The organism is Actinoallomurus sp. CA-150999 (assembly GCF_050942425.1).
Taxonomy (GTDB): domain Bacteria; phylum Actinomycetota; class Actinomycetes; order Streptosporangiales; family Streptosporangiaceae; genus Actinoallomurus.
On the sequence record NZ_CP192063.1, the window covers coordinates 7,300,536 to 7,325,471 of the forward strand.

At 70.9% G+C, this 24,936-nt stretch carries 20 protein-coding genes; 11 read left to right on the forward strand and 9 right to left on the reverse strand.

All coding sequences use genetic code 11. The annotated features are described in order from the left end of the window. Nucleotides 1-75: 75 nt before the first annotated feature. Nucleotides 76-1,035: a helix-turn-helix domain-containing protein gene (locus ACQP2O_RS33740; protein ID WP_433172197.1), complete on the forward strand. Its 960-nt coding sequence runs from the start codon at nt 76-78 to the stop codon at nt 1,033-1,035. A 114-nt stretch (nt 1,036-1,149) separates the two neighbouring features. Further along, the gene (gene murA, locus ACQP2O_RS33745) at nt 1,150-2,457 is read left to right on the forward strand and encodes a UDP-N-acetylglucosamine 1-carboxyvinyltransferase (protein ID WP_360886142.1); all 1,308 of its coding nucleotides are present in this window, start codon (nt 1,150-1,152) and stop codon (nt 2,455-2,457) included. A 54-nt stretch (nt 2,458-2,511) separates the two neighbouring features. Here murA and ACQP2O_RS33750 read toward each other — a convergent pair whose 3' ends face one another. The 5 genes from ACQP2O_RS33750 to ACQP2O_RS33770 all read right to left on the reverse strand — a co-directional run bounded on the left by ACQP2O_RS33750 (nt 2,512) and on the right by ACQP2O_RS33770 (nt 7,032). Then, a complete protein-coding gene (locus ACQP2O_RS33750; protein WP_433172198.1) occupies nt 2,512-2,958 on the reverse strand; it encodes a hypothetical protein in 447 nt (148 codons plus the stop codon). A gap of 72 nt (nt 2,959-3,030) precedes the next feature. Continuing rightward, nucleotides 3,031-4,542 carry a glycosyltransferase family 2 protein gene (locus tag ACQP2O_RS33755; RefSeq protein WP_433172199.1) on the reverse strand — a complete coding sequence of 504 codons (1,512 nt, stop codon included), beginning with the start codon at nt 4,540-4,542 and terminating at the stop codon, nt 3,031-3,033. Then, a complete protein-coding gene (locus ACQP2O_RS33760) occupies nt 4,539-4,913 on the reverse strand; it encodes an NUDIX hydrolase (RefSeq protein ID WP_433172200.1) in 375 nt (124 codons plus the stop codon). The genes ACQP2O_RS33755 and ACQP2O_RS33760 overlap by 4 nt, the downstream gene beginning before the upstream one ends. A 111-nt stretch (nt 4,914-5,024) precedes the next feature. Then, on the reverse strand, nt 5,025-6,173 hold the full coding sequence (locus tag ACQP2O_RS33765; protein WP_433172201.1) for an Ig-like domain-containing protein: 1,149 nt from the start codon (nt 6,171-6,173) through the stop codon (nt 5,025-5,027). A gap of 118 nt (nt 6,174-6,291) precedes the next feature. Further along, nucleotides 6,292-7,032 (reverse strand): VC0807 family protein, encoded by a 741-nt coding sequence (locus ACQP2O_RS33770; RefSeq protein ID WP_433172203.1) that lies wholly within the window; start codon nt 7,030-7,032, stop codon nt 6,292-6,294. A gap of 199 nt (nt 7,033-7,231) precedes the next feature. On the opposite strand from ACQP2O_RS33770, the gene ACQP2O_RS33775 reads away from it, so the two are divergent. The 4 genes from ACQP2O_RS33775 (at nt 7,232) to ACQP2O_RS33790 (ending at nt 12,645) form a co-directional block, all read left to right on the forward strand. Beyond that, nucleotides 7,232-7,501, forward strand: coding sequence for a DUF1876 domain-containing protein (locus tag ACQP2O_RS33775; protein WP_433172205.1), 270 nt, complete (start codon nt 7,232-7,234; stop codon nt 7,499-7,501). A 143-nt stretch (nt 7,502-7,644) separates the two neighbouring features. After that, nucleotides 7,645-9,021, forward strand: coding sequence for a tryptophanase (locus ACQP2O_RS33780; RefSeq protein WP_433172207.1), 1,377 nt, complete (start codon nt 7,645-7,647; stop codon nt 9,019-9,021). Nucleotides 9,022-9,083: 62 nt separating this feature from the next. Further along, nucleotides 9,084-10,577, forward strand: a complete 1,494-nt coding sequence (locus ACQP2O_RS33785) for a M1 family metallopeptidase (RefSeq protein WP_433172209.1) — start codon at nt 9,084-9,086, stop codon at nt 10,575-10,577. Nucleotides 10,578-10,911: 334 nt separating this feature from the next. Continuing rightward, nucleotides 10,912-12,645, forward strand: a complete 1,734-nt coding sequence (locus tag ACQP2O_RS33790) for a S53 family peptidase (RefSeq protein WP_433172211.1) — start codon at nt 10,912-10,914, stop codon at nt 12,643-12,645. Nucleotides 12,646-12,697: 52 nt separating this feature from the next. Here the strand turns inward: ACQP2O_RS33790 and ACQP2O_RS33795 are convergent, their stop codons facing one another. Beyond that, on the reverse strand, nt 12,698-13,321 hold the full coding sequence (locus ACQP2O_RS33795; protein WP_433172213.1) for a PaaI family thioesterase: 624 nt from the start codon (nt 13,319-13,321) through the stop codon (nt 12,698-12,700). A 416-nt stretch (nt 13,322-13,737) separates the two neighbouring features. Between ACQP2O_RS33795 and ACQP2O_RS33800 the strand changes: the two genes are divergently transcribed. Together ACQP2O_RS33800 and ACQP2O_RS33805 are read left to right on the forward strand one after the other, a co-directional pair. Next, nucleotides 13,738-14,292 carry a hypothetical protein gene (locus ACQP2O_RS33800; RefSeq protein WP_433172215.1) on the forward strand — a complete coding sequence of 185 codons (555 nt, stop codon included), beginning with the start codon at nt 13,738-13,740 and terminating at the stop codon, nt 14,290-14,292. Between the two features lie 196 nt (nt 14,293-14,488). Beyond that, entirely contained in the window at nt 14,489-15,052 is a 564-nt protein-coding gene (locus ACQP2O_RS33805) for a CGNR zinc finger domain-containing protein (protein WP_433172217.1), read from the forward strand. A gap of 74 nt (nt 15,053-15,126) precedes the next feature. On the opposite strand, the gene folP is transcribed toward ACQP2O_RS33805, so the two are convergent. Further along, entirely contained in the window at nt 15,127-15,945 is an 819-nt protein-coding gene (folP, locus tag ACQP2O_RS33810) for a dihydropteroate synthase (protein ID WP_433191245.1), read from the reverse strand. Between the two features lie 256 nt (nt 15,946-16,201). Here folP and ACQP2O_RS33815 point away from each other — a divergent pair, with 256 nt between their 5' ends. Genes ACQP2O_RS33815 through ACQP2O_RS33825 form a run of 3 tightly spaced genes read left to right on the forward strand, consistent with a single transcriptional unit; the run spans nt 16,202 to nt 19,035 of the window. Continuing rightward, entirely contained in the window at nt 16,202-17,236 is a 1,035-nt protein-coding gene (locus ACQP2O_RS33815) for a GDP-mannose 4,6-dehydratase (protein ID WP_433191247.1), read from the forward strand. Between the two features lie 36 nt (nt 17,237-17,272). After that, nucleotides 17,273-17,542: a ubiquitin carboxyl-terminal hydrolase 14 gene (locus ACQP2O_RS33820; RefSeq protein ID WP_433172218.1), complete on the forward strand. Its 270-nt coding sequence runs from the start codon at nt 17,273-17,275 to the stop codon at nt 17,540-17,542. Continuing rightward, the gene (locus tag ACQP2O_RS33825) at nt 17,539-19,035 is read left to right on the forward strand and encodes an MFS transporter (protein WP_433172220.1); all 1,497 of its coding nucleotides are present in this window, start codon (nt 17,539-17,541) and stop codon (nt 19,033-19,035) included. The genes ACQP2O_RS33820 and ACQP2O_RS33825 overlap by 4 nt, the downstream gene beginning before the upstream one ends. 58 nt (nt 19,036-19,093) lie before the next feature. On the opposite strand, the gene ACQP2O_RS33830 is transcribed toward ACQP2O_RS33825, so the two are convergent. Both ACQP2O_RS33830 and ACQP2O_RS33835 read right to left on the reverse strand, forming a co-directional pair. Next, nucleotides 19,094-22,366: an RICIN domain-containing protein gene (locus tag ACQP2O_RS33830; RefSeq protein ID WP_433172222.1), complete on the reverse strand. Its 3,273-nt coding sequence runs from the start codon at nt 22,364-22,366 to the stop codon at nt 19,094-19,096. Between the two features lie 5 nt (nt 22,367-22,371). Beyond that, nucleotides 22,372-24,912 (reverse strand): hypothetical protein, encoded by a 2,541-nt coding sequence (locus ACQP2O_RS33835; RefSeq protein ID WP_433172224.1) that lies wholly within the window; start codon nt 24,910-24,912, stop codon nt 22,372-22,374. Nucleotides 24,913-24,936: the final 24 nt, after the last annotated feature.

The window sequence follows — 24,936 nt, forward strand, 5'->3', positions numbered from 1 at the left end:
GTTTCCGGACAAGAGTCGACAACGTTTTCACTTGGCTCATTGCGGACGTTGGCACATCCTGGACACGATGCGCGCATGATTCAGGACGGCCGGATCCTCGCGCCGCTCGACGTGGCCGCCTTCGACGAGACCGTCTACCGAGAGCTGCTCGCCGGCCCCGAGGCGACAGCCCAGGAACTGGCCGAACGCCTCGGCTGCGGGCCCGACCGGCTGGTCCGCGCGCTCGACCGGCTACGGGCCCGCGGCCTCGTCAGCCGGCTGTCCGGCCGCCCGCGCCGCTACGCCGCGGCCGAGCCGGACATCGCGCTCGACGCCCTCATCCGCGAACGCGAGCAGGACCTGACCCGGCTTCGGACCGCGGCGGCCGAGATGGCCGTGCTGTACCGCCGGGAGCGCGTCGGGCAGGCCGGAGCCGTCGAGCTCGTGACCGGGCGGGACGAGGTGGCCCGCCGATTCCTGCGGTTGCAGCACACCGTCCGGCGGGACATGCGCATGCTCGACCGGCCGCCGTACGCTCTCGCCGCGACCAACCCCGTCGAGCCGGGCGCGCTGCAGCGCGGCGTGCGCTGGCGAGCCGTGTACGCCCCCGAGGCGATCGAAGAGCCCGGGGCGCTCGATGAGATCCACGCGCTCGTCGCGCAGGGCGAGCAGGCGCGGGTGGCGAGCGGTATCCCGGTCAAGCTGGCCATCGCCGACGCCGACGCCGCCCTGGTGTCCGTGCAACTGGAGCAGGCGACCACCGAGGCCGCACTCGTCCACCCGTCCGCGCTGCTGGACGCCCTGGTCCAGTTGTTCGAGTTCATCTGGGCGGCGGCCGCGCCCCTCGCCGCGACGACGCGGACATCACCGCTGACGGAGGACGATCGCCGGCTCCTCGACCTGCTCCTCGCCGGGATGAAGGACGACGCGATCGCCCGCCAGCTCGGGCTGAGCACCCGGACCATGCGCCGCCGGATGAAGACCCTCCTCAACCTGCTCGGCGCGGACAACCGCTTCCAGGCGGGCGCGCAGGCCGTGCGCCGCGGCTGGCTGTGACACTTCGCGAACCGGATCGGGCCCCCGACCTCGGCTTCCGGTGGGAGAGATCACCTCGCCGGGCCACGGCGCGCGCCGTCGATGGTGGCGCGTTCCACACGTACAGTGGTCCGCGTGGCTGAAGAGGTATGGAAGGTAGAACCGTCCGGTCCGCTCCGCGGTGACATTCACGTGCGCGGGTCGAAGAACGGTGTCACGAAGCATATGGTCGCGGCCATGCTCGGCCAGGGCGAGAGCACGATCCGCAACGCCCCCGAGGTGGGCGACGTGGAGATCACCGGCGCGATGCTGGAGGCCCTGGGGCACACGGTCGAACGCAACGGGCCCGACATCACGGTCTCCCCGGGCGCGGTGACCGAGCCCCGCGTCCCCAGGGCGTTCACCGGGCTGAACCGCATTCCGATCCTCATGGTCGGCCCGCTGCTCCACCTCGCCGGCGAGGCGTTCGTCCCCCTCGTGGGCGGTGATCCCATCGGCCGTCGCCCCGTCGACTTCCACGTCGACGCGCTGCGTGCCATGGGCGCGGAGGTGGAGGTCGGTGACACCGGCATCTCCGCCCGCGCGAGCCGTCTGTACGGCGCCCGCATCGACCTCCCCTATCCCAGCGTCGGCGCCACCGAGACGGTGCTGATGACCGCGGTGCTCGCCGAGGGCAAGACGGTGCTGCGCGGCGCCGCCATGGAGCCCGAGGTGGTCGAGCTCGCGCTGTTCCTGCAGCGGATGGGCGCGCACATCGAGCTCAGCCCCGACCGCCGCATCGTCATCGAGGGCGTCGACCGGCTGAAGGGCGCGTCGACGCGGCTCTCCGGGGACCGTCTCGAGGCCTTCTCCTACCTCGTCGCCGGGCTCATCACCCGTGGCGAGGTCCGCGTGCACGGCTGCACGCAGGACCGCCTCGTCACCGCGATCACGACGCTGGCGCGGATGGGCGCCCGCTTCGAGATCACGGACGAGTGGATCACCGCGTCGGCGCCGGACGGGCTGCGCCCGGCCGCCGTGCACACCGACACGCACCCGGGCTACATGACCGACTGGCAGCAGCCGCTCATGGTGCTGTTCACCCAGGCCGAGGGCATGTCGGTGCTGCACGAGACGGTGTTCGAGAACCGCCTGGTGTACGTCCCTGCGCTGAAGAAGATGGGCTGCGAGATCGAGGTGTTCAGCGCGTGCCTCGGCGGTCCGGCCTGCCGCTTCCACGACAGCAACTCGGTGCACTCTGCGGTGGTCCGCGGCGTCTCGAAGCTGACCGGCGCCGACGTCACCATGCCCGACGTACGGGCCGGGTTCTCGGCGGTCCTGGCCGCGTCGGTGGCGGACGGCCCGTCGACGCTGCGCGGCGTGCACCACATCGAGCGGGGCTACCACCACCCGGCCGAGCAGTTCGCCTCGCTCGGCCTGAAGCTGCAGCCCGTCACCGTCTGACCGGACGGCGTCCGGGCGACGCCCGCTGCCGGTCGAACGGCGGCGGGCGTCCGCTCAGGGGTGGTAGACCTCGGCGACCTTGGTGACGGTGCGGCCCTTCATCGTCAGGTAGGCGTCGACCTGGTCGCCGCCCTTGACGGCGGCCTCGAGCTGCTGCAGCGTGCAGGACTTCGTCCCGATACCCGTCTTCTCGTCCACGGTCGCGTCCTCGCCGGAGCAGATGTTCACCGCGCTGAGCACGGTGGCGTCCTTGGCGACGGTGGCGTTCTGAACGGGCCCGGTCGGCTCGATGGCGTCATCGGGTTCCTGGACCTTCTTGGTGCCCTGGTACTGCAGGGCGCCCGACGCGGCGTCGTACGTCTTCAGCACGACGACCTGGGTCGTGCTGACCTTCCCCGATTCGGCCGCGGCACCCTTGGCCTTGTCGCCACTGCAGGCACCGCTCAGCAGCAGGGCGGCCATCGCCCCGGCCGCTCCGAACAAACGCACCGATCTCGTCATGATCACCTCCGGCCCGGAGACGATACAACAGCGCGCCGTGCCGTGTACGCGGAGCGTCGGAATCGCAGCAGATCACGCGCGCAGCCGGCGTACGGCGCGGCGGGCGCCGGGGATCTTCTTGAGCGCCCGCCGCAGCAGCGGTCCCTCCGGCCGGGCCCGCTCGTCCTCGGAGGCGAGGACGCGGACGCTGAGTTTCCCGTTCTCGGTGCGGTACGGCATCAGGCGGCCCCGGCGCGCGATCCTCGCGCCGCCCTCCAGCCGGCGCTCGCAGATCCAGCCGCCGGTGTCCAGCCGGGCGACGAAGTCCCAGACGCCGGGCGCCAGCGCCGGATCGGCGTTGGGATCGATTACGGCCTCGCCGGACATGGCGAACACCTCGGACGCGATGACCGTCACCGGCAGGAGATGGTCGGCCGCGTCCTCCCGGCGCCGGACGTACAGGTCGAGCCGGCGGTGCTCACCCGTCGCGTCGAGCAGGCCGCCGGAGATCGGCAGCGGCACGGGCGGCTCCCACCGGCCGTCCCGGACGACGAAGGGCGTGCCGTCCGCGTCGACGAGGCGCGCGGTGAACCGCACCACGAGCCGGGCGTCGTCCCAGCGCATCCCGTCCAGCGCCGTCTCGATCGCCACGTCGCGCTCGGCCTCGACCAGCCGGAACAGGTCGTCGTACGCGTCGGCGCGCAACAGCGCGGCACGCACGCGCATCCGGAACGGCAGCCGCCGGTCGACGCTCTCGCCGAACCGCTCGACCACCACCCGGCGGGCCTCGTCGTACACGACGCGGCGGTACTCCGGCGGGGCCTCCAGGAAGCTCTTCTCCCCCAGCCGCTTGAGGATCTTCCCGCGGTACCAGTGCACGTAGTAGCGCTCGCGGTCGGGACCGGGCTCGACGTGCTCGTCGACGATGTCGAGGACCTCCCGCAGCGCGCCGTAGTAGTGCGCGGGGTCCGGCCGGCTTCGGGAGTAGCTGCCGGGGCGCCGCACCCAGTGGCAGCACGGGTAGTCGGCGAGCACCGAGATGGTGCGGGCCCGGAAGTACGCCTTGAGGACGAACCGGTGGTCCTCCAGCCGCACCGGCCCTTCGGGGAACCGGATCCGGTGCTCGTCGAGGAAGGATCGGCGGAACAGCTTGTGCGGCGTGAGGATGCCGTACAGCGCGTCCTTCAGCACGTCGGCGCGGTCGCGGGACTTCCGGAACATGGCGCGGGGCACCGCACGGCCGTGCCCGACCATCTTGCCGATCACGATGTCGGCGTCGTTGCGCACCGCCATCGCGTGCATGCGCTCGAGCGCCTCGGGACCGAGCCAGTCGTCATCGTCGAGGAAGTAGACGTAGTCGCCGTGGGCCTCGTCGATCCCGGTGTTGCGCGGCCCGCCGGGGCCGCCGCTGGGCCGCAGGTGGACGACCCGGACGCGGTCGTGCTCGGCGGCCAGCGCGTCGAGGAGCTTCTCGGTGCCGTCGTCCGACCCGTCGTCGGCGAAGATCACCTCATAGTCGTCGAGGGTCTGCCCGAGAACGGACTCGACGCACTTGGCCAGGTGCTCGCCGGTGTTGAACACCGGCACGACCACGCTCACCTTCACCGTCTCAGCTCCAGCGCGGCCCGTACCGCGGGGGCGAGCAGGTGGTGGTCGGCGGGGTCGACGAAGAGCCACTCGTCGACCTCACCGGTCGCCGACAGCTCTCCCTCGTAGTCGGCGGTGTAGCAGGCCATCCGCACCCGGGTGCCCGGCGGCTGGTCGTGCGCCGGCGCCTCGACGACGCCGATCGCCCGGAACGTGCTCCGGTCGAGCCGGACCCCGAGCTCCTCGCGCACCTCGCGGGACAGCGCCGTCCAGTCGTCCTCCCCCGGCTCGCGCTTGCCGCCGGGCAGGTAGAGCCGGTCACGCGCCCGCGCGCGTACGGCCAGCAGCCGGCCCTCCGACACGTGAACCCATCCGACCACATCCAGCACGGGGCCATCCTGCCAGGACGGGCCCGCCGACGCTCGCCTCGGCTCGAGGGAAACGCCGAGTCCACGGCCTCGGGGCCGGACGGTCTCGGGGCCGTGGACTCGGCGGCAGGCTCAGTGGAGGGCGCTGCCCTTCTGCCAGTCGGCCCACGACAGCTGCCAGTAGCCGTAGCCGTTGTCCGGCTCCAGCTCGCGGTCGGTGCCGGTGATCTTGACGATGTCCCCGCGATTCGACAGGTCGTAGAACCACTTGGCGAAGTCCGGGGGCGCGTTGACGCAGCCGTGGCTGACGTTCTCCTTGCCCTGCGAGCCGACGGACCAGGGGGCCGAGTGGACGTACTCGCCGCTGTCGGAGATCTGCACCGCCTGGTAGACGGTGAGGCTGTAGTAGTTCGGGTCGCTCTTGTTCGTGACGCCCATCCAGCCGGACGTCATCGTGACGGGGCTCTGCTTGCCCATGACGGCGTGGACGCCGTTCGTGGTGGTGTACTTCTCCGCTCCGCCCTTGCCCGCGCTGATCGGGGCGGTCTTGGCCGTCCGGCCGTCGACCGTGACCTTCATCTGGTGCTCCTTCACGTCGACGGTGCTGACGTGGGAGGCGCCGATCGTGATGGTCTGGCTGTAGTCCTTGGTCCCGTAGGTGTCCTGGGCACCGCGGACGCCGGTCAGGTGGGCGGTGAGCGTCACGGTCTGGTGCGGCTGCCAGTAGTCCTTGGTGCGGTAGACGGCCTCCTGGTTCCCGTACCACCGCCAGGCGCCCTCGGCCGGCTTGGACGAGGTGACCCGCATGGCCCGCTCGACGTTCGCCTTGTTGTAGACCGGGTCGCTGAACTTGACGATGAGCGGCATCCCGACGCCGACCGTCTCTCCGGGCATCGGCGTGATGTCCGCGATGCCGAACGTCCGTTTCGGAGTGAGCGTCTGGAACGCGCTGTTCGCCGTGGTGGCCTTACCGCTGGAGTTCTTCGCCGTCGCCGTGACGGTGTACTTCGTCGCGGGCTTGAGCGTCCCGCTCGACGTCCACTGGGCGTGGCCCTTGTCGAACGTGCCGGCGACCTGCCCGCCGTCGGTTCGTACGGTGACGTCGCCCAGCCTTCCCTTGGCCGCTTTGACGACGATCGGCTGGTCGGGGCGGCTGTCGGCCGCGCCGTTCGCCGGTGTGATGGTGACCGTGGCCGGCGAGGCCGACGAGCCGAACGGACCGCATCCCGTGGACAGCAGCAGCGTCGCTCCGGTGACCGTGAGCATCGCTCGACGCTTCACGCGAATCTCTCCCTCGACATGCGATGGCGATCAGGGGGTCGAGGGCGAGATGCCCTCATAAGGAGAGATGTCACCTACGGCGTGTTGGTTCGCCGCGATGGGCGAGGTCAGGTCGCCGTCACCGCAGCGCCAGGTCGGCGGACCGGGCCGGGCCCAGGGCGGTGACCTCCGCGGACCGGGCCGATCCGGGCAGCGCGGGGACCTCGGCGGACGGAGCCGGGCCGGGCAGCGCGGGGACCGCAGTGACGCGGCTCACGCAGCGCTTGAACCCCCAGACCGAGATCAGCACCGCGGCCGCCCCCAGGAGCGCGACCGCCGTGGTCCGGACCCACAGGTACGTGCCGATCGACTGGTGGAACAGCAGCCAGAGGCTGAGGGCGGTGTTGAGCGTGAAGGTGAGGGACCACAGCAGCGAGATCCGCAGGAAGAACCGGCGGACGCGATGGTGCGCGAGGAACGCCTCCGGCAGCGGCACCAGGTCGGTGGCGACCTTGGCGGCGAGAGGACGGCCGAGCGGCACCGAGGCGAGGAACGACAGCGCGACCAGCATCGTGCCCAGGGTGGGCTGGAGGAAGTAGACGACGGCGCTTCCCGTGACCGCGGCGAGGGCGGCGCGGGCGGTCACGCCGAGTGCCGCGAGCAGGAGGGTGCCGGGCACAGGACGGCGCCGTACGACGCGGACGAGGATCCCGCCGTAGACCCAGGCGACGGCGGTCACCAGCGCGCCGTTCAGCCCGAGCAGGATGAGTCCCGCGTAGAACACCACCACGGGGGCGATCATGCCTTCGACGACCCGGGGCAGCGCGTGCAGGAGGAGAGCGGTCAGGCGGGGGATCTCGAACCGATGGGGGGACTCCATGGGCCGGGCGACTCCCGATCGATCGACTTCAGGAGGACCCGGCCAACGGTACGCGAAGATCCCCATTACATAGGCCCGCTTCGCGGCATTCGTCCGGTACGCGCGGGCGCACCGCGATGAGGGACCTTCGCCCCTGCCTTCGTCCGCCGACCGGCGGAAGCCTCGTAGTAGTGAGGCCCGGCGTCCAAGGAGGGTGGAGATGAGAATGCAGGATCGCTGGTCCGTCGAGATCTACCTCGACGAACAGGAAGGCCAGACCCACGCCGAGGCGCGGCTCCTCGCCCGGGACAGCGAGAAGGCGCGCGGCCGTGGAAAGGCGCGGTGCAACCCGGCCGACTGGGACGTTCCGGAGATCGGCGCGGAGCTCGCGGCGTCGCGGGCGCTGTCCGACCTGGCGCACCGGCTGCTCGACCTCGCCGCCTCCGACATCGAGGCGGTGACCCACGAACACATCACGCTCCCTCGCTGACCGGAAGGACGTGCACTGACGGAATTGAGGCAGTTCAGTTACGTACGAGTTAAGGGTCCAAGAAACGGGCTAGATGACCGATAGGCTCCTAACCCTCATTACCGGTTGCCCGAAATTAGGCCGGGTCAGCAAGGAGCTAAGGCATGCCCCTCATGGAGCCGTACCGCATCAAGGTCGTCGAACCGATTCCGGTGACCACCCGTGCGGTCCGCGAGAAGGCACTGGACCGCGCGGGACACAACCTGTTCAACCTGAGCGCGGACGAGGTCACGATCGATCTGCTCACCGACTCCGGCACCGGGGCCCTGTCCGCCGCCCAGCAGGCGGCCGCCGCGGTCGGCGACGAGAGCTACGCGGGCGCGCGGTCGTTCCATCGCTTCCGTGAGGTCGTCGACGAACTAACGTCTTATCCGCACATCTTCCCCGTCCACCAAGGGCGGGCCGCGGAACGCATTCTGTTCTCCGCGCTGCTCGAGCCGGGCCAGATCACCATCAGCAACACGCATTTCGACACCACGCGCGCCAACTCCGAGCTGGCCGGTTGCGAGGCGCGCGATCTGCCCTGCCTCGAGATGAAGGACCTCGACAGCGACGAGCCGTTCAAGGGGAACATCGACCTGGTCGCGCTGGAAGCGGCTCTGACCGGCCCGGACGCCGACCGCATCGGCATCGTGATCATGACGATCACCAACAACGGAGGCGGCGGGCAGCCGGTCTCCATGGCCAACCTCGAGGCCGCGTCGCGGCTCTGCCGCCGGCACGCCGTGCCGTTCTTCCTGGACGCCGGGCGGTTCGCCGAGAACGCGTGGCTGGTGACCCAGCGCGAGCCGGGCCATGAGAACTCCTCTCCCCGCGAGGTGGCGAAAGCGGCGTTCCGGCTGGCCGACGGCTGCCTGGCGAGCCTGAAGAAGGACGGGATCGCCAACATCGGGGGCCTGCTCGCACTCCGCGACGACGACCTGGCCAAGCGCTGCGAGCTCATCCTGACCGCGACGGAGGGGTTCCGCACGTACGGCGGCCTGGCCGGCCGGGATCTGGAGATGCTCGCCCAGGGGCTGGTCGAGGTCACCGATCCGCACTACCTGCGCGCCCGGGCCGACGCGACCGCGCACCTCGCCGAACTCGTCAACACGGCCGGCGTCGGCACCGTACGGCCGCCGGGGGTCCACGGGGTCTACCTGAACGCCGGACGCCTGCTGCCGCACATTCCGCCGGAGCGGTTCCCGGGCCACGCACTGGCGTGCGCGCTGTACCTCGAGGGCGGCATCCGCTCGGTGGAGCTGGGCTCGCTCTTCCTCGGCGAGGTCGACGAGGACGGGCGGCTCCGGACGCCCGCCCCGTACGAACTGCTCCGCCTCGCCCTGCCGCGCCGGGTCTACACCCAGAGCCACCTGGAGTACGTCGCCGAGGTGGTCGCCGCCGTGGCCAAGCGGGCCGAGAGCGTCCCCGGCTACCGCCTCGTCACCGTCCCGCCCATCCTCCGTCACTTCAACGCGACGCTGGAGCCCGTCACCCGTTGACCAGGCACCACGGAAACTCCCTATTATCCCAGCGGGTAAACATGGAGAAATCGGGAGAGTAAATGCGCAGCAGACGACTGACCGCCACGGTCGCGGCCGCCGCCGGGGTCCTCCTGGCGGCCACCGCCGCCCATGCGGACGCCGGGCCGGGCGCGCCGGGCATCGGCGACCCGTACTATCCCGACTACGGCAACGGCGGTTACGACGTCGCCCACTACGGCCTCGATCTGAAGTACCAGCCGTCCGACGACCGCCTCGACGGCACGGCGACCATCACCGCGCGGGCGACGCAGGACCTCACCCGCTTCGACCTGGACTTCCTGCTCGACGTCTCCTCGGTGACGGTGAACGGGCGGCCGGCGCGGTTCACGACGTCCGGTGCCCACGAGCTGGTGATCACTCCGGCGGCCGTCCTCCACAAGGGCCGGCCGCTCACCGTCGTCGTCCGCTACTCCGGCGTCCCGTCGACGAAGAAGTACAACGACTACGTCGGCTGGGCCCGGACCCCGGACGGCGCGGTCGCCGCGCAGGAGCCGGAGAGCGCCTGGTGGTGGTTCCCCAGCAACGACCATCCGCTCGACAAGGCGACGTACGACATCCAGGTCACCGTGCCGGCGGGCCTGCAGACGATCAGCAACGGCGAGCCGACCGGCACGCGCACCGCTGGCGGCTGGACGCGGTACGGGTGGCGCGAGACCCGTCAGCAGGCGACGTACCTCGCGACGCTCGCGATCGGTAAGTTCGACGTCCACCGCTCCCGGACGAAGAGCGGCCTCCCGGTCATCACCGCCTACAGCCCCGACCTGCCCGCCGACCGCGCGGCGGCGGCCAAGGCGAGCGTCGAGAAGACCGCCGAGGTCGTCGACTGGGAGAGCCGGATCTTCGGCCCCTACCCGTTCACCTCGACCGGCGGGTACGTGCCGAACGTGACCTCCCACTTCGCGCTGGAGACGCAGACCCGGCCGTTCTACAGCCCGTACGGCTTCCGCAACGGGCCTCGGCCGTACCTCGTCGTGCACGAGAACGCCCATCAGTGGTTCGGCGACAGCGTGTCGCTCGCCCGGTGGAGCGACATCTGGCTGAACGAAGGGTTCGCGACGTACGCCGAGTGGCTGTGGTCGGAGCAGCACGGCGAGGGCACGGCCGCCGAACTCGCCAAGAAGACCTACGACTCCTACCCGGTGAACGACGCGTTCTGGCAGGTGAAGCCGGGCGACCCGGGACCGGGTGAGAACCAGTTCGCCGACGCCGTCTACGACCGCGGCGCGATGGCCCTGCAGGCGCTGCGGGCGAAGGTCGGCGACCGGGCCTTCTTCACGATCCTGCGCACCTGGGCGGCGCAGAAGCGGTACGGCAACGCGACGATCCCGGAGTTCGTCGCGCACGCCGAGCGGGTGTCCGGCCAGCGGCTCGGGGACCTGTTCCAGACCTGGCTGTTCACCCCGGGACGTCCGGCCGCGCCGCCGCAGCCGGTCGCCGCGACGTCTCAGCCGAAGTCGTGGCCGCAGATCCGACAGGCGCACGCCGCCCTGCATACGCCAACGCTTCACCCCTGATTTAAAGGCTGTCCGGAACCGGCCGCGCGCCCTGTGGGTGCGCGGCCGGACTCGTCTCTTCGAGCTTCTTTGAAGTTGTTGCCAGGATCATCACTGGTCTGTCACGGTATGCGAGCACACGTACCATGAGTGGTCATCCGGCTACTGATGTCACATCAGTCCCAGACTGCCTCCGCCGTCCTGGAAGCCGGAAACCAAACCGAACGAGTGGAACCGGCGCTTCGTCGCGCTCGTCTGAGCGCTCACGCACGGTCCGCCCGTGCGTGCTCGAGAAATTTCATAGACGACGAAACGGGGTAGATCCGTGCGTAAGCGCCGGACCGCATGTCTCAGCATGCTGCTCGCACTGACTGTGCTGAGCGGCTGCGGGAGTTCGGGGCACTCCAGCAAGCCGTCGGCCACGCCGACCGCCGCCGTGTCGTGGAAGTTCACGACCCTTGATCTCGGGATCCCGGACAAGGTGCTCAAGGCACCGGTCACCGGCAAGGTCCCGGACAACAAGACGCTGCACGTCGGCGTCACGCTGAAGGTCAGCGACCAGGCCTGGAAGAAGTTCGGGCACGGCAAGAGCCCGGCCCAGCGCGCCGGGGACGTCGGCAAGGACCTCGGCATCAGCGACGAGCAGCTCCAGAAGGTCCAGGCCTACCTCAACCAGGCCCACATCCAGGCCAAGACCAGCAAGACGCGCACCAGCGTGACCTTCGACGTCAAGGCCGGCCAGGCCGGCAAGCTGCTGCGCACCTCGTTCGTCACGCACAAGCTGAACGGCCGCACCTACTTCACGCCCGACCCGAACCACCCGCCGCAGATCCCCGAGCAGATCAAGCCGTACATCCTGGCCGTCACGGGCCTGGAGAGCTACAGCCTCGCTCCCAAGGCCCGCGCGCTGGGCGCCTCGACGCCCGGACGCGCGCTCCCGACTCGCTCGGGGCGCTGCATCCAGCGGTTCCCCCAGAAGTTCGCGTCAAATCAGCGGGTCGCCGCCGCGTACGGGTTCAACCAGCTGTGGGGCCAGGGCTGGCGCGGCGAGAACATGACGGTCAACCTCGTCGAGATGGACGGGTACGACCGGAACGACGTCGCCAACTACGTCGCCTGCACCGGCGCCCACATCCAGCTCAGCAACGTCAACATGGGGGCGACCGAGCCCGCGGTCGGCGCGGAGGCCACCCTCGACATCCAGATGCTGGCGGGCCTGGCCCCGAACCTGCGCATCGTGGACTACCAGGAGGACCCCGAGCTGCTGAACAGCGGCAACGGCGCCGACTCCTGGGCCGCGCTCAACAACGCGCTCCAGCGGATCATCGACGACAACGCCGACAAGTCGCGGCCGGGCAGCATCGTCAGCATCAGCATGGGCGGCCCGGAGGGCTACCTGTCGCAGCCCATCATGCAGGCGATCGACCAGAGCCTCCGCATCCTCACCGCCACCGAGCAGATGTCGGTGTTCATCTCGAGCGGTGACTGCGGCGCGTACGCCGACCGGCAGTACGGCTCGCTCGACGTGTCCTTCCCCGCGAGCTCACCCAACGCCGTCTCGGTGGGCGGCACCCGCCTCGACCTGGCGCCGAACGGGGCTCGTACCGGCGAGGTCGTGTGGTCCGACCGGTCGAACCTGTCCAAGTGCGAGAACCAGTGGGGCAGCGGCGGCGGAGTGAGCAAGGTGTTCCAGCGGCCGCCGTACCAGCAGGCGCCGGGCACGGACAACCGGTACGCCGGCAGTGGCGGCCGGCAGGTGCCGGACATCTCCGCGGCCGCGATCAACCTGCCGATCTACTTCCGGGGCCGCTGGGTGTCATCCGGCGGCACGAGCGCGGCGGCGCCGATCTGGGCGGCCGGAATGGCGCTGGTGAACCAGGGTCTGCTGGCGAAGTCCCACATCTTCTGCTTCGGCCCGGACACCTTCTACCACGCGCTGAGCGCGGGGGGTGCCAACAAGCCGTACACCGACGTGGTCGCGGGCAACAACCTGTACTACCCGGCGACGGCCGGCTTCGACCTGTCGACGGGTCTGGGCAGCCCGAACCTGCCGGCGTTCTTCAACACGCTGGCGGCCAACCCGGGCTGACCCGAGCACCCGGCCCGGCGCGCTGCACTTCGGCGCGCCGGGTCTTCGGCCGTCACAGGTCCGGGTCGGTGTCCTTGGCGGACGCGACCGGCCGCAGCGGCTTGCGCAGCGGCACGATCATCATGCTGAAGTCGGCCGCGGCGATGACGCGGTCCTCCACGTCGGTGACCCGGCACTCCACGACGATGAGCTGGCGGCCGGCCTTGAGCACCTGGGCCCGCGCGTAGACCACGTCGCCGTGCGGGCGACCGAGATACCGGACGTGCAGGTCGGCGGTGACGAGGCTCTGCCGGCCCGGCTCGAACCCGCTCCCCCGCGCCGCCGCCGTGCCGGCCGCCACGTCGATGAGCGTGGCGATGGCGCCGCCGTGCAGGTTGCCGGTGCTGTTGAACGCCTGCGGCCGGATCGGCATGGACAGCACCGCGTGATCCTCGCCGATCTCGACCATCTCCAGACCGAGCAGGTCGTGCAGTGGCGTGTCGTGACGCAGGGCGCTACGCAGCGACTTCTGATCCGACTCCGGCAGGTCGACGATGCGTACGGTGGCACCCGGCCCCTGCGGGCGGCCCGGCACCGGTCCATTCGGCATCGAAGGCCCGGCCGGGTCGGCTCGGCCGATCTTCTGAGGCTCGTCCGTCGTGGCCCGATCCTGCGACATCTCCGCTTGCTCGGACATGTGACTCCTTCGGCTCGCACCTGATCCGCCGTATCACAGTTTACGGACAGCACCTCTCCTCCGCCGTGATCGCCGCCCCGCCCGCCGACTTTATGGGCAATAGGGCGAATCATCCAAAAAGACGGATACCAGAAGATCAATTAAGCCGACACCAGGGGGTCCGCGCGTCCCACCACGCCGCGACCTGGATAATCTCCGGCGGAGGAGGATGTCCGATCTGGGCTATGGACATTCCTCCTAAACCACCCCGTGACCGCATAAGGCGACTGGTACCTTGGCCGGCCCGACCGACGGAAATCCGAACTTCGTCATAGAAGAAGGCCACCGGACCGGGAAGATAGGCGTCTTATGACGTACCGCGAATAGCCCGAAAGAAAGGGACTCGGATGAGACACGCGCGCGATGGCGCGGTAACGGTGACGGATACCGCGAACCAGATTCTCCTGCTCCGCGGCCGGTCGGAGCCGCCCGAAGCGGTCAATCAGGACATCATCTGGGGCCCGCGGGCGCTCGACGGCGTTTCCGTGCCGACCTGGAACAACCAGCGCATCCAGATCGGGCTGCCCGGCCCCGGCGACGACCGAGCGGTCACCGCCATCCGTCCGAGCCTTCGGGTCTTCCCCGGCGTCGACACCGACACCGACCTGATCGCCCAGACCACCACCACGGGCGTACGCCTCATCACGGTGCTGCACGGGCCGGACGCGCCCACGGAGTTCCGCTTCGCCCTGGGACTCGGCGAAGGCCTCTCCCTCGACGCGGCGCCGTCCGGCGGGTACGACGTCGTCCACGACCGGTACGGCGCGACCGTGGGCCGGTTCCACCGGCCGTGGGCGTGCGACGCGCTCTACCGCCCGATCACGGCGGCGTACGACCTCGACGGCTCGGACCTGGTGATGACCGTCGGACACCTGGAGGCCGACGCCCTCTATCCCGTCGTCGCCGACCCGTTCTACGCCACCCCCCGATAAGGCGACGTCGCGACGCCCGATCGCCAAAAGCGACATCGGACTCATCCCGCCCGCTCTTCCCCAAATCACCCGCGCCTCGCGCAAGGGAGTCGTGGGGCAGGTCACAATGTAGAGCGAGAGGTCCGCGGTTCGAAGTAAGCAGCGTTTGCGCGTACGCTACTTACTTCACGACCGTGTCGGCCGGACGGGAGTCGAAGTGCTTTTCAGCCATGACACCGAACACGCACTCCAGATCATCGTCGATCTGGTCAATACCGGGCCACCTGCGACCGCGACCGAGCACCTGCCCGACCTGGCCGCCCTGCAGGAGTTCGTCGACCGCAACCAGCTGAGCGACGCGCACGACCTCGACGCCGGCGACCTTACCGCCACCCGCGGCCTGCGCGACCGGCTCCACGAGGTCTTCCGCGCGGCCGAGGACAAGGAGACCGCCGTACACCGGGTCAACGCGGTCATCGCCGAGGCGCGCACCTCACCGCACCTGACCGACCACGACGAGTACGACTGGCACGTGCACTTCTTCGCGCCGGGCTCACGGCTGGCCGAGCACCTCGCGGCCGAGGGCGGCATCGCGCTCGCGTACGTCATCGCCGCCGACGAGCTGGACCGGCTGCGCGTCTGCGAGGCCCCCGACTGCTCGCGGGTGCTCGTCGACCTGTCCCGCAACCGGTGCCGGCGGTACTGCGACAGCCGCACCTGCGGCAACCGCATGCACGTCGCCGCCTACCGCGCCCGTCAGCGCGAGTCGGCGACGAGCTGACCCGCCGGCCCGGCAGAGGCTGACGCGGTCGGCTCGGCCGACGCCGGGACGCGTCCGTGGCGGGCTGCGTCCCTTCAGGCGTTGGCGGGGTGCGTCCCTTCGGGCGTGGCGGCGGGGCCGCGCCTCAGGGCGATGATCGCGTCCAGCGCCCGCCGGGCGCCCGCGACGTCGTGCACCCGGAAGACCCGGGCGCCGAGCCAGGCCGAGACCCCCAGCACCGCCATCGTCCCCACGCCGCGCTTGTCCACCGGCCGGCCGAGGGTCTCCCCGATGAAGTCCTTGTTCGACACGGCCACGAGGACGGGCCACCCGGTACGGGTCAGCTCGCCGAGGCGACGCGTGATCTCCAGCGAGTGACGGGTGTTCTTGCCGAAGTCGTGTGCCGGGTCGATGAGGATCGCGTCGCGGCGCACCCCCAGCGACACCGCGCGCTCGGCCTCGGCGGTCACGTGCCGGACGACGTCGGCCACCACGTCGTCGTAGGCCACCCGGTGCGGGCGGGTCCTCGGGCGCAGACCGCCGGCGTGCGAGCAGACCAGGCCGATGTCGTACGCCGCCGCCACCTCGGCCAGCCGCGGGTCCGGGCCGCCCCACGTGTCGTTGAGCAGGTCGGCCCCGGCCTCCGCGACCGCCTCGCCGACCTCCGCGCGCCAGGTGTCGACGCTGACGACCACGCCCGGGTGGCGTTCGCGCACCGCCGCGACCAGGTCGACGACCCGCCGGAGCTCCTCGGCGACCCCGACCTCCTCGCCCGGCCCGGCCTTGACGCCGCCGATGTCGACGATGTCGGCGCCGGCCTCCACCGCCGTGTCGACGGCCGCGAGCGCCGCGTCGAAGGCGTACGTCGCGCCCTTGTCGAAGAACGAGTCGGGGGTCCGGTTGACCACGGCCATGACGGCGAAGTCGTCGATGGCACGCCCGCCGAGCCGCAGCCGAGCGGGACCTCGGCCCGGCCTCCCACCGGCGCGATCATTCGCCGCCTCCAGGCCCGGCTCAGCTTCCCCGTCGCGCACCACGACATCCTAGTCCCGGCCCTCGACACGAATCTGATTCGGGTCACGGTGGGGCGCTATCGCCATCGCCCGGCGGGGACGGCTAACCTCTGGGATCACACGAAACGGGCAAAGCCCCGTAAGCATGGAGGTTCCGCTGACCACGCGAGCGCTCATCACCGGGATCACCGGGCAGGACGGCTCGTACCTCGCCGAGCATCTGCTCGAGCAGGGGTACGAGGTGTGGGGCCTGGTCCGCGGCCAGGCGAACCCGCACGTGTCGAGGCTGCGCAAGCACATCGGCGACGTGGGGCTGGTCTACGGCGACCTCCTGGACCAGGGCAGTCTCATCTCCGCCGTGGAGAAGGTGCGGCCCGACGAGGTGTACAACCTCGGCGCCATCTCCTTCGTGCCCATGTCCTGGCAGCAGGCGGAGATCACCGCCGAGGTCACCGGGATGGGCGTGCTGCGGATGCTGGAGGCGATCCGGGTGGTCAGCGGGATCAGCGGCTCCCGCACGCCCGGCGGCGGTCAGATCCGCTTCTACCAGGCGTCGTCGTCGGAGATGTTCGGCCAGGTGCGGGAGACGCCGCAGAACGAGCGGACGCCCTTCCACCCGCGCAGCCCGTACGGCGTCGCCAAGACCTACGGGCACTTCATCACCCAGAACTACCGGGAGTCGTACGGGATGTTCGCCGTCAGCGGCATCCTGTTCAACCACGAGTCACCGCGCCGGGGAGCGGAGTTCGTCACCCGCAAGATCTCCCTCGGCGTGGCGCGGATCAAGCTCGGCCTGGCCACGGAGCTCCGCCTCGGGAACCTCGAGGCTCGGCGCGACTGGGGGTACGCCGGCGACTACGTCCGGGCGATGCGCCTGATGCTCGCGCAGGAGACCCCGGAGGACTACGTCATCGGCACCGGCCGCACCCAGTCGGTGCGCGACCTCGTCGAACTCGCCTTCAGCACCGCCGGTCTGGACTGGCAGGACCATGTGATCGCCGACCCGGGGCTGACCCGCCCCGCCGAGGTCGACCTGCTGTGCGGAGACCCGAAGAAGGCCCGGGACCAGCTCGGCTGGGAGCCCACCGTGTCGTTCGAGGAACTGGTCGCGAGGATGGTGGAGTCCGACCTGGCGCTGCTGTCGCGCTCGGACCGGCCGGAGGACGAGCCGCTGAGTTTCGACCACTGGTAGCAGCGCCGCACACGGCCGCGTGCGAGTATGCCGTGTATGACGACAATCACCTGTGAGCACGTTTCGACGTTGCCGGAGCCCGTGCCCGAGGCGCGCACTCCGGAGGGGTGTGAGGACTGCCTGCGCGTCGGGGGCCGGTGGGTTCACCTGCGGCTGTGCCTGACCTGCGGGCACGTCGGCTGTTGCGACTCCTCACCGGCCAAGCATGCGACGGCGCACCACCACGAGACCTCTCATCCGATCGTGCGGTCCTTCGAGCCTGGTGAGGACTGGCGCTGGTGCTATGCCGATGAAGTGATCGTTTGAACCTGCGACTGGCCGAGGCCCGTGGGCGCTGGGTGCTGGCCGCCACCGTCCTCGGCTCCAGCCTGGCGATGCTCGACGCCACGATCGTCAACGTGGCGCTGCCGCGCATCGGCAAGGAGTTCAACGCCTCCGTCGCCGGCCTGCAGTGGACCATCAACGCCTACACCCTCACGCTGGCCGGGCTGATCCTGCTCGGCGGCTCGCTGGGCGACCGGTTCGGCCGCCGGAAGGTGTTCACGATCGGCGTCGCGTGGTTCGCGATCGCGTCCGCGCTGTGCGGGCTCGCCCCGAACATCGGGGTTCTGGTGATCTCCCGTGCCCTGCAGGGCGTGGGCGGTGCGCTGCTGACGCCCGGATCGCTGGCCATCATCCAGGCGTCGTTCGCGCCGGACGACCGGCCGCGTGCCGTCGGCGCCTGGTCCGGGCTCGGCGGCGTCGCGGGCGCGGTCGGGCCGTTCCTCGGTGGCTGGATCATCGCGGCGGCCGGGTGGCGCTGGGCGTTCCTGCTGAACCTCCCGCTCGCCGCCGTCGTCATCCTCGTCGCCTCCCGGCACGTCCCGGAGAGCCGCGACGAGGGCGAGCACCGGGGCTTCGACATACTGGGCGCGGCGCTCGCCGCCCTCGCGCTCGCCGGCATCACGTACGCCCTCACCGAGGCACCCGAGAAGGGCACGCCGACGGCGGTCGTCGTCGTCACGGCCGTGATCGGCATCGCGGCGGGCGCGGCGTTCGTCGTGATCGAACGGCGCAGGTCCAACGGGCACGGCCCGAGCGCCATGATGCCGGTCGGGATCTTCCAGTCCGGCCAGTTCACGGCCGTCAACATCGTGACGTTCCTCGTGTACGGCGGGATGGGCGTGCAGTTCTTCCTGCTCGTCGTCCACCTGCAGGTCGTGGCCGGCTACTCCCCCATCGTCGCGGGCACGAGCCTCCTTCCGACGACCGTGCTGATGCTGCTGCTGTCCTCTCGCGCGGGCGCCCTGGCCCAGCGCGTCGGCCCCCGCCTGCCCATGACCGTCGGGCTGGTCCTCGCCACCGCCGGGATGCTGCTGACCCTCCGCATCGGCCCGCACGCGTCCTACATCCGGGACGTGCTGCCCGCCACCGTGGTCTTCGGGCTGGGGCTGTCGGCGACCGTGGCGCCGCTCACCGCGACCGTGCTGGCCACGGCCGACGTCCGGCACGCCGGCGTCGCGAGCGGCGTCAACAACGCGGTCGCCCGCGCCGCGAGTCTCCTCGCGGTCGCTGGCGTCCCGCCCGCCGTCGGCCTCACCGGGAACGCCTACGCGAATCCGCACGTCTTCAACGACGGTTTCCACTCCGCCATGCTGTTCGCGGCGGCCCTGCTGGCCGTCGGCGCGGTGCTGACGTTCCTCACCGTCCGCGACGACGCGCTCCGCCCCGAGCAGGCCACCGCCCAACCGGAGTGCCCGTTCAACTGCCCCATCGGCGCCCCACCGCTGGAACCCGGCACCGCCCGGGAACCGGCCTAGGAGGGTGTCCGGCGGATCTCTCCACCGGACACCCTTCAGCACGACCCCCGCGTGATCCTCAGGACACCGGGATCAGCCGCCACTGCTGGCTGGGCCCGCCGCCCGGGGTGTTCTGCTGGACGCCCGCGCCCGGATCCTTGCGCTGCTGCCAGATGTCGACGGCGAGCCCGCTGTGGCCGTTGGTCAGCATGTACCCGCCGCCCGGTGCCGGGGCGAGCTGCCACTGCTGGTTCGAGGCGCCGGTGTCGGTCCACTGGTCCAGGTCGGTCGCCGCCTCGGTGGACGCCCCGGGGACGTCGAGCACCTTGCCGCTGTTGACGTTGACGAGGACGTAACGCGATCCGGCCGGCTTGAGCCGCCACTGCTGGTTGGAACCGCCGTTGTCGGTCCACTGCACGACCTTGCCGCCGTCGTCGCGCGACTGCCCGGCGACGTCCATCACCAGGCCGCTGCCGACGTTCTGCAGCCGGTACGTCGCGCCCGCCGTGGGCACGGGCACCAGTTCCCAGCGCTGGCCCGCCGCGCCCGACGCGGGGTTCTGGACGACCGCGTCGTCCTTGGAACGGACGTCGGCGGTCTTGCCGCTGTCCCGGTTCGTGATCGTGTAGTGGCCGTCGCCGGTCGGGACGAAGCGCCACTGCTCGCGGTCCGCGCGCGTGTCGGCGCGCTGTTCCAGCTGGGCGCCGGCCGCCCCGGACGGCGATGCGAGGACCTCGCCACCCGCTCCGACGATCTCCAGGTATCCGGTGCCGTGGCCCTCCAGCCGCCACTGCTGGGCGGCGGCCCCGGTGTCGGCGGCCTGCACGATCTTCGTACCGTCGGCGGCCAGGGCCTTGCCAGTGGCGGCGTTCACCAGCTTGTAGGCGGTGCCGGCGGTGGCCTGCCGGCCCGGGGTGACCTTGAGGTCGTCGAACTGGGCGTTCAGCCAGCCCGCGCCCGGGATCTGCTTGTAGATCGCCGCGTCGGAGGCCAGCAGGTCGACCGGCCCGTCGCCGGCCGTGCGCACCTGGAACTGCAGCGGCCGGATGTCCCCGCCGGGGATCGTCGTCTTGACCTCCACCGTCTGCGGCGTGTCGCTCAGCTGGACGGCCTGGCCGCCCACGTCGCTCTGGCCGTTGTAGAAGTTGAGGTAGACGTCGCCCTTGCCGCGCAGGGTGACGCTCGCCTTGTAGGAGGTGCCCTGGGCGAGCCCGCTCGGCGTGTACTGGATCCAGGTGTTCTGCTTGGCGTCGTCCATCTTCCAGTGGACGGCGCTCTTGCCGTCCGGCGTGGTCGCCTTCTCGACCGTGCCGCTCACGTCGCCGTCGAGGGAGTACGGGCCGTTCCAGTCCAGGTCGCCCGTCGGGTCGGTGATGAGGTTGCCGCCGATGTTCCCGCCGTCGCCGACGCCGACCGCCAGGCCGGCCGGTCCGGCGGCGTAGGCGGAGTCGTGCGCGGTGCCGAGCTGCTTCCCGTCGATCGCCGCCGTGATCGCGTCACCTTGGAAGGTGAGCGCCAGGCGGTGCCAGCTGACGGGCCCGAGGGCCGCGACCTTTCCGGAGGTGAGCGTCGTCAGCCCGCCGCCGGTGTCGCCGCGCACGATCGACCAGTCACCCGCGTCGGTGACCCGCAGATAGTAGGCGTCGATGTGGCCGACCTCCCAGTAGTCGCGCCCGCCGTACCGGCCCAGCAGCTCCACGGAGCCGGTCTGCTCGAGCATGACGTCGGCGCTGACCGTGTAGTTCGTCCACGTGCCGTCGCCGATCAGGCTGTACGGCGTCGCCGCGTTGTCGTGCCAGACGATCGGCTTGACCTGCGACATCTGGCGGGCGCACTTGCCGGGCCGCCCGGCGCCGCAGGGGACGATCTCGAACGAGCCGTGCTGCGGGGCGAGGTAGTCGGGGATCGCGCCGGTCCGCGAGCCGTCGAACGTGTCGGAGTACGGCAGCCCGAACGCCGCCGACGGCCCCGACGTCGCGGTGCCCTTGCCCTGGCCGGTCGTGGTGGTCAGCGTGTAGACGCGTCCCGGCTTCAAGGTCACCGTGTACGTCCCGCTCGCGGGAGTGACGTCGGCGACGTGGGCGAAGTCGTCCGCCGGGTTCTTCGACGCCAGGTCGGTGGACCAGACGTGCACCGCACCGGTGGACAGCCCGCCCGCGACGTTGAAGGTGACGGTCTGGTCGGCGGTGGCGCGGGTCGTCTCGATCACGGTGCTGTAGTCGTGTCCCTTCGGCGACCTCAGCGTCACGTAGCTCCCGTTGGCGCGGTCGCCGCCGAGCAGGCCGCTCGCGCTGTCGACGTACGTCCAGCCGGGCCGGGTGAACTGGGTCGTGTGGGCGGTCACCCACGCCTGCTTGCCGATCGCGAAGCGGCCCGACCACGGCTGGTCGTCCACGGTCAGCGCGGTGGTCTGGAACGGCAGGCCGGGCGGCAGCGCGGCGACGAGCGGCCAGTTGATGAACGAGGTCATCCGGCCGTCGACGTAGCCGAGGTTGATCGCCCGTGCCATCGCCGGCGCGCCGTTGTCGTAGTCCTGCGAGCCGTTCTCGCTGGCCCAGATCGGCTTGCCGACGTTCTTGGCGGCGTCGGGGGTGTCGCAGGTGTTCGCGCTGCCGCCGTCACCGCCCTCGCACGGGTAGTGCGCGCCGACGATGTCGACGGCGGCGCCGAACTTCGGGTCGGCGGCGATCGCGTCGGCGACGTCCCAGCCGGAGTCGGCGGCCACGACCTTCGTCGGGTAGCCGTTCGCCCGCAGGGCCGCGTGCAGGTTCTCGTACCAGGTCTTGTCGAAGCCGTTCTCGTTCCAGCCGCCGAGGTAGTCGATCGGCAGGTGGTGCGTTGTCGCGCAGCCGAGCCACTTCATCAGGTAGTCGACCATGTCCTGGGTCCAGAAGCTGCCCTTGCCGATCCAGCCGGGCGCACCCCAGGACAGGGCGGCCAGCTTGATGTCCGGGTTGCGCTTCTTGGCCTCCGCCATCAGCCACCACTCGTAGCCGCGGTCGCAGTTCAGGTCGTCGGGCGAGTGCATGTGGCTGGGTTCGGCGCCGTCGGTGGAGTTCATGTCCCCGCCGATCTCGACCTTGAGGATCTGCAGGGAGGCGCCGTAGCCGGGCTTGAACAGGTAGTCGAGGATCCGGCTGCGCTGCGGTTCGGGGTAGTCCATCAGCAGCCGCGAGTTGCCGCCGCCACCGCTGATCGCACCGATCCCGTCGAACGTCCGGCCGCTCTTCGTCCCGTCGACGGTGACGGTCGTGCCGGCGGCCCGCGCCGAGGCGACCGGCGCCACGACGGAGGTGACGGAGACGAAGAGCGCCAGCAGGGCGAGGAGGACACCGCTCCGGTGTTTCAACATGATCATCACCTTGAGAAGGCCGCGACGGCGGCGTTCCAGCCGAAGCCCTGACGGTCGAGACCGCTGGAGCCGAGGGGGTAGGGCCAGGCGGGGTCCGCGCCCGCGATGTCGGCGTTCTGCTGCGTGACCTTGAACTCCTTGGAGAGCGGGGTGACGGCGACCTCCGCCGCGATCGAGTCGCGCATCGCGCCCCGCGCCGCGGACACGCCGTGCCGCGCCGCCGAGTACTCCGCGAGGTACTCCCACAGCAGCCAGCTCGCGCCGTTCTGGTACCAGCCGGCCGGCTCGCCGAGCCCGATCACCTGGCCGGTCTTCGGGTCATTGGTCAGCGTGAGGAACTCGCTCGGCGGGACCGCGGAACCGTCCTGCTTCGCCAGGACCTTCATCCCGTACGGCGTGCGCTCCTGCGCGGCGAACGTCCGCCGCACCATCGTGTCGGTCAGTAGCGGCTTGCCGAACAGGTAGAGCGACAGGGCGTCCCCGACCAGGACGTCCGGGGACTTGAAGTCCTTGGTCGACAGCCACCGCACGTACCCCAGGTGGTCGTCGTAGAGCCTGCGGTACACGCCGGTCGCCGCGTCGATCTCCGCGTCGCTCACGTCCGCGCCGAGGCTCTTGGCGGCGCGCAGCGCCACGACGTAGAGCCCCTGGTCGTACGCGTTGACCGCGCCCGTCGGGAACAGGTACCCGTCCAGCCAGGAGTCCGGCGTGATCTGGAAGCCGGCGTTGTCGACCGGCCCGGCGGTCACGAACGCCCCGCCGCTCACCTGGTGGGCCCGGATGTAGGCCAGGACGAGGTTCGCCGTGGCGGTGTCCTTGGCCGGCAGGCCCCACGTCGTCGCGTCGTGGTACATCCGGATCAGGTAGTACAGGCCGCTCTCGTCGCCGAAGAACGGCCCACCGCCGGTCACGGGCACGTGCCCGGCCTCGCCGCCCGATCGCGGGATCGCCCGGGTGAACTGCGCGAGCAGTTCCTTCTCGGTGTCCTTCGCGTACGGGGTGCCGTCGAGTCCGAGCGTCGTCCAGAAGCTGTCCCGCATGTAGGTCGTCGCCCCGAAGTGGGCGTACTTCTGGTTCGGGGCGAGGGCCTTTACGCCACTCGCGGTCGTCATCCGGGCCCAGTAGGCGGTGGTCTTGGCGATGGCGGCGAACTCGTCCGCGGCGGCGCGGCGCAGCGTCGCGGTGGAGGACGCCTTTCCCCAGGCGGGCATGGACCGTTCCGGGGTGCTCAGTCCGAGCGTCTCGGCGGTCGCGAGCTGGGCGCCGAGCGCGAGCCCGTACGGCCCGGCGGCCGACCGGTAGAACACGCTGTGGAACGACCGCGTCTGCCCGTCGCCGAGCACGATCGGGTCGGCCTCCGTGCCGATCTGCGGGGCGGCCAGGCGGGAGCCGTCGATGACCAGGTGCGGGGCGGAGTAGCCGGGCAGCGGCTCGTCCCACGTCGCGGCGCCGGCGACGCCGTAGGTGTACGTCCCGTCGGACACGCCCAGGGCGGGCACCGGCGAGTCCAGCAGCGCGTTGGAGGGGTTCGGGCTCTCGTACGAGGTCGTCCCCCCGCCGGTCCACAGCGGCTTGCCGACCTTGAAGTCGGTGTACGGCGTGTACCAGTACACGGCCGGACCGCCGCTCGCCGCGGTGCCGACCTGCGCGTCGATCACGTTGGGGGCGACGAACCGGTAGGTCTCCGACCGGGTCACGGTGGTCGAGCCGATCGTGTCCGTGGCGCCGGAGAGGCTCAGCGTCGCCGTCGCCGGGTCGTAGCTCACCGAGGTGTACCGGTTGGCGACGCGATTGGCGTCGGTGACGGGCTGCCGGGTCACCGCGCGCACCGAGGTCTTCCAGGCGAGCAGGTCGACGTCCCCGGCGGCGGAGGTGCGGATCTGGAACTGCGGCGTCCGCGAGTGCTCGGGGATCGGCACGTCCAGGGTGAGCGTCTGCGGCTGCGACGTCAGCGTGACCGGTGTCCCCCCGACGTCGCGGGCGCCGTCGTAGATGTTGAGGTACACGGTGCCGGTGCCCTGCAGGGTCACCGTCCCCCGGTAGGTGGTGCCGACCTTGGCGTCGGCGATCGGGACCTCGATCCAGGTGTTGTTGTCCGCTCCCGGCAGCGTCCAGTGGACGGCCGATCCGCCGTCCGGCGCGGTGGCCTTCGCGACGGCGCCGTCGCCGGAGCCGGGGCCGCCCCAGTCGAGGTCGCCGGTCGGGTGGCCGAGCAGGTCGTCGCCGGTCGGCTGGTTGAGGCTGGTGCCGGGCACGGCGGTCAGGTCGTACTTGCCGGTCATCCCGCGGGTCGTGATGAGCCGGGCGCCGTCGTGGATCTCGGCGCGGTATCCGCTCGACCCGTCGCCGGCGACCGTCACGTGCAGGGCGTCGGCGGGACCGTACGACCGGGGGGCGGGCTGGGGAAGGGGGGTCGTGGGAGAGGCGGCGGGGGAACGGCCGGGACCGCGGACCGCCTGGGCCGCGCTTCCGGTGCCGAGGATGAGGATGGTCCCCATGGCGATGGCCATGGGTGTCGCGCCGAGAAGGCGTGAGGGGCGGGGCATGCAACCCTCCAGGGCCGCAGGTGG

What these genes read in the sequence shown, in the direction of transcription:
- ACQP2O_RS33770 (WP_433172203.1), bottom strand. Translation starts at nt 7,032, where the DNA reads ATGGAGTCCCCCCATCGGTTCGAGATCCCCCGCCTGACCGCTCTCCTC.
- ACQP2O_RS33780 (WP_433172207.1), top strand. Translation starts at nt 7,645, where the DNA reads ATGCCCCTCATGGAGCCGTACCGCATCAAGGTCGTCGAACCGATTCCG.
- ACQP2O_RS33785 (WP_433172209.1), top strand. Translation starts at nt 9,084, where the DNA reads ATGCGCAGCAGACGACTGACCGCCACGGTCGCGGCCGCCGCCGGGGTC.
- ACQP2O_RS33790 (WP_433172211.1), top strand. Translation starts at nt 10,912, where the DNA reads ATGCTGCTCGCACTGACTGTGCTGAGCGGCTGCGGGAGTTCGGGGCAC.
- ACQP2O_RS33750 (WP_433172198.1), bottom strand. Translation starts at nt 2,958, where the DNA reads ATGACGAGATCGGTGCGTTTGTTCGGAGCGGCCGGGGCGATGGCCGCC.
- ACQP2O_RS33795 (WP_433172213.1), bottom strand. Translation starts at nt 13,321, where the DNA reads ATGTCCGAGCAAGCGGAGATGTCGCAGGATCGGGCCACGACGGACGAG.
- ACQP2O_RS33835 (WP_433172224.1), bottom strand. Translation starts at nt 24,912, where the DNA reads ATGCCCCGCCCCTCACGCCTTCTCGGCGCGACACCCATGGCCATCGCC.
- folP (WP_433191245.1), bottom strand. Translation starts at nt 15,945, where the DNA reads ATGGCCGTGGTCAACCGGACCCCCGACTCGTTCTTCGACAAGGGCGCG.
- ACQP2O_RS33830 (WP_433172222.1), bottom strand. Translation starts at nt 22,366, where the DNA reads ATGTTGAAACACCGGAGCGGTGTCCTCCTCGCCCTGCTGGCGCTCTTC.
- ACQP2O_RS33820 (WP_433172218.1), top strand. Translation starts at nt 17,273, where the DNA reads ATGACGACAATCACCTGTGAGCACGTTTCGACGTTGCCGGAGCCCGTG.
- ACQP2O_RS33740 (WP_433172197.1), top strand. Translation starts at nt 76, where the DNA reads ATGATTCAGGACGGCCGGATCCTCGCGCCGCTCGACGTGGCCGCCTTC.
- ACQP2O_RS33775 (WP_433172205.1), top strand. Translation starts at nt 7,232, where the DNA reads ATGAGAATGCAGGATCGCTGGTCCGTCGAGATCTACCTCGACGAACAG.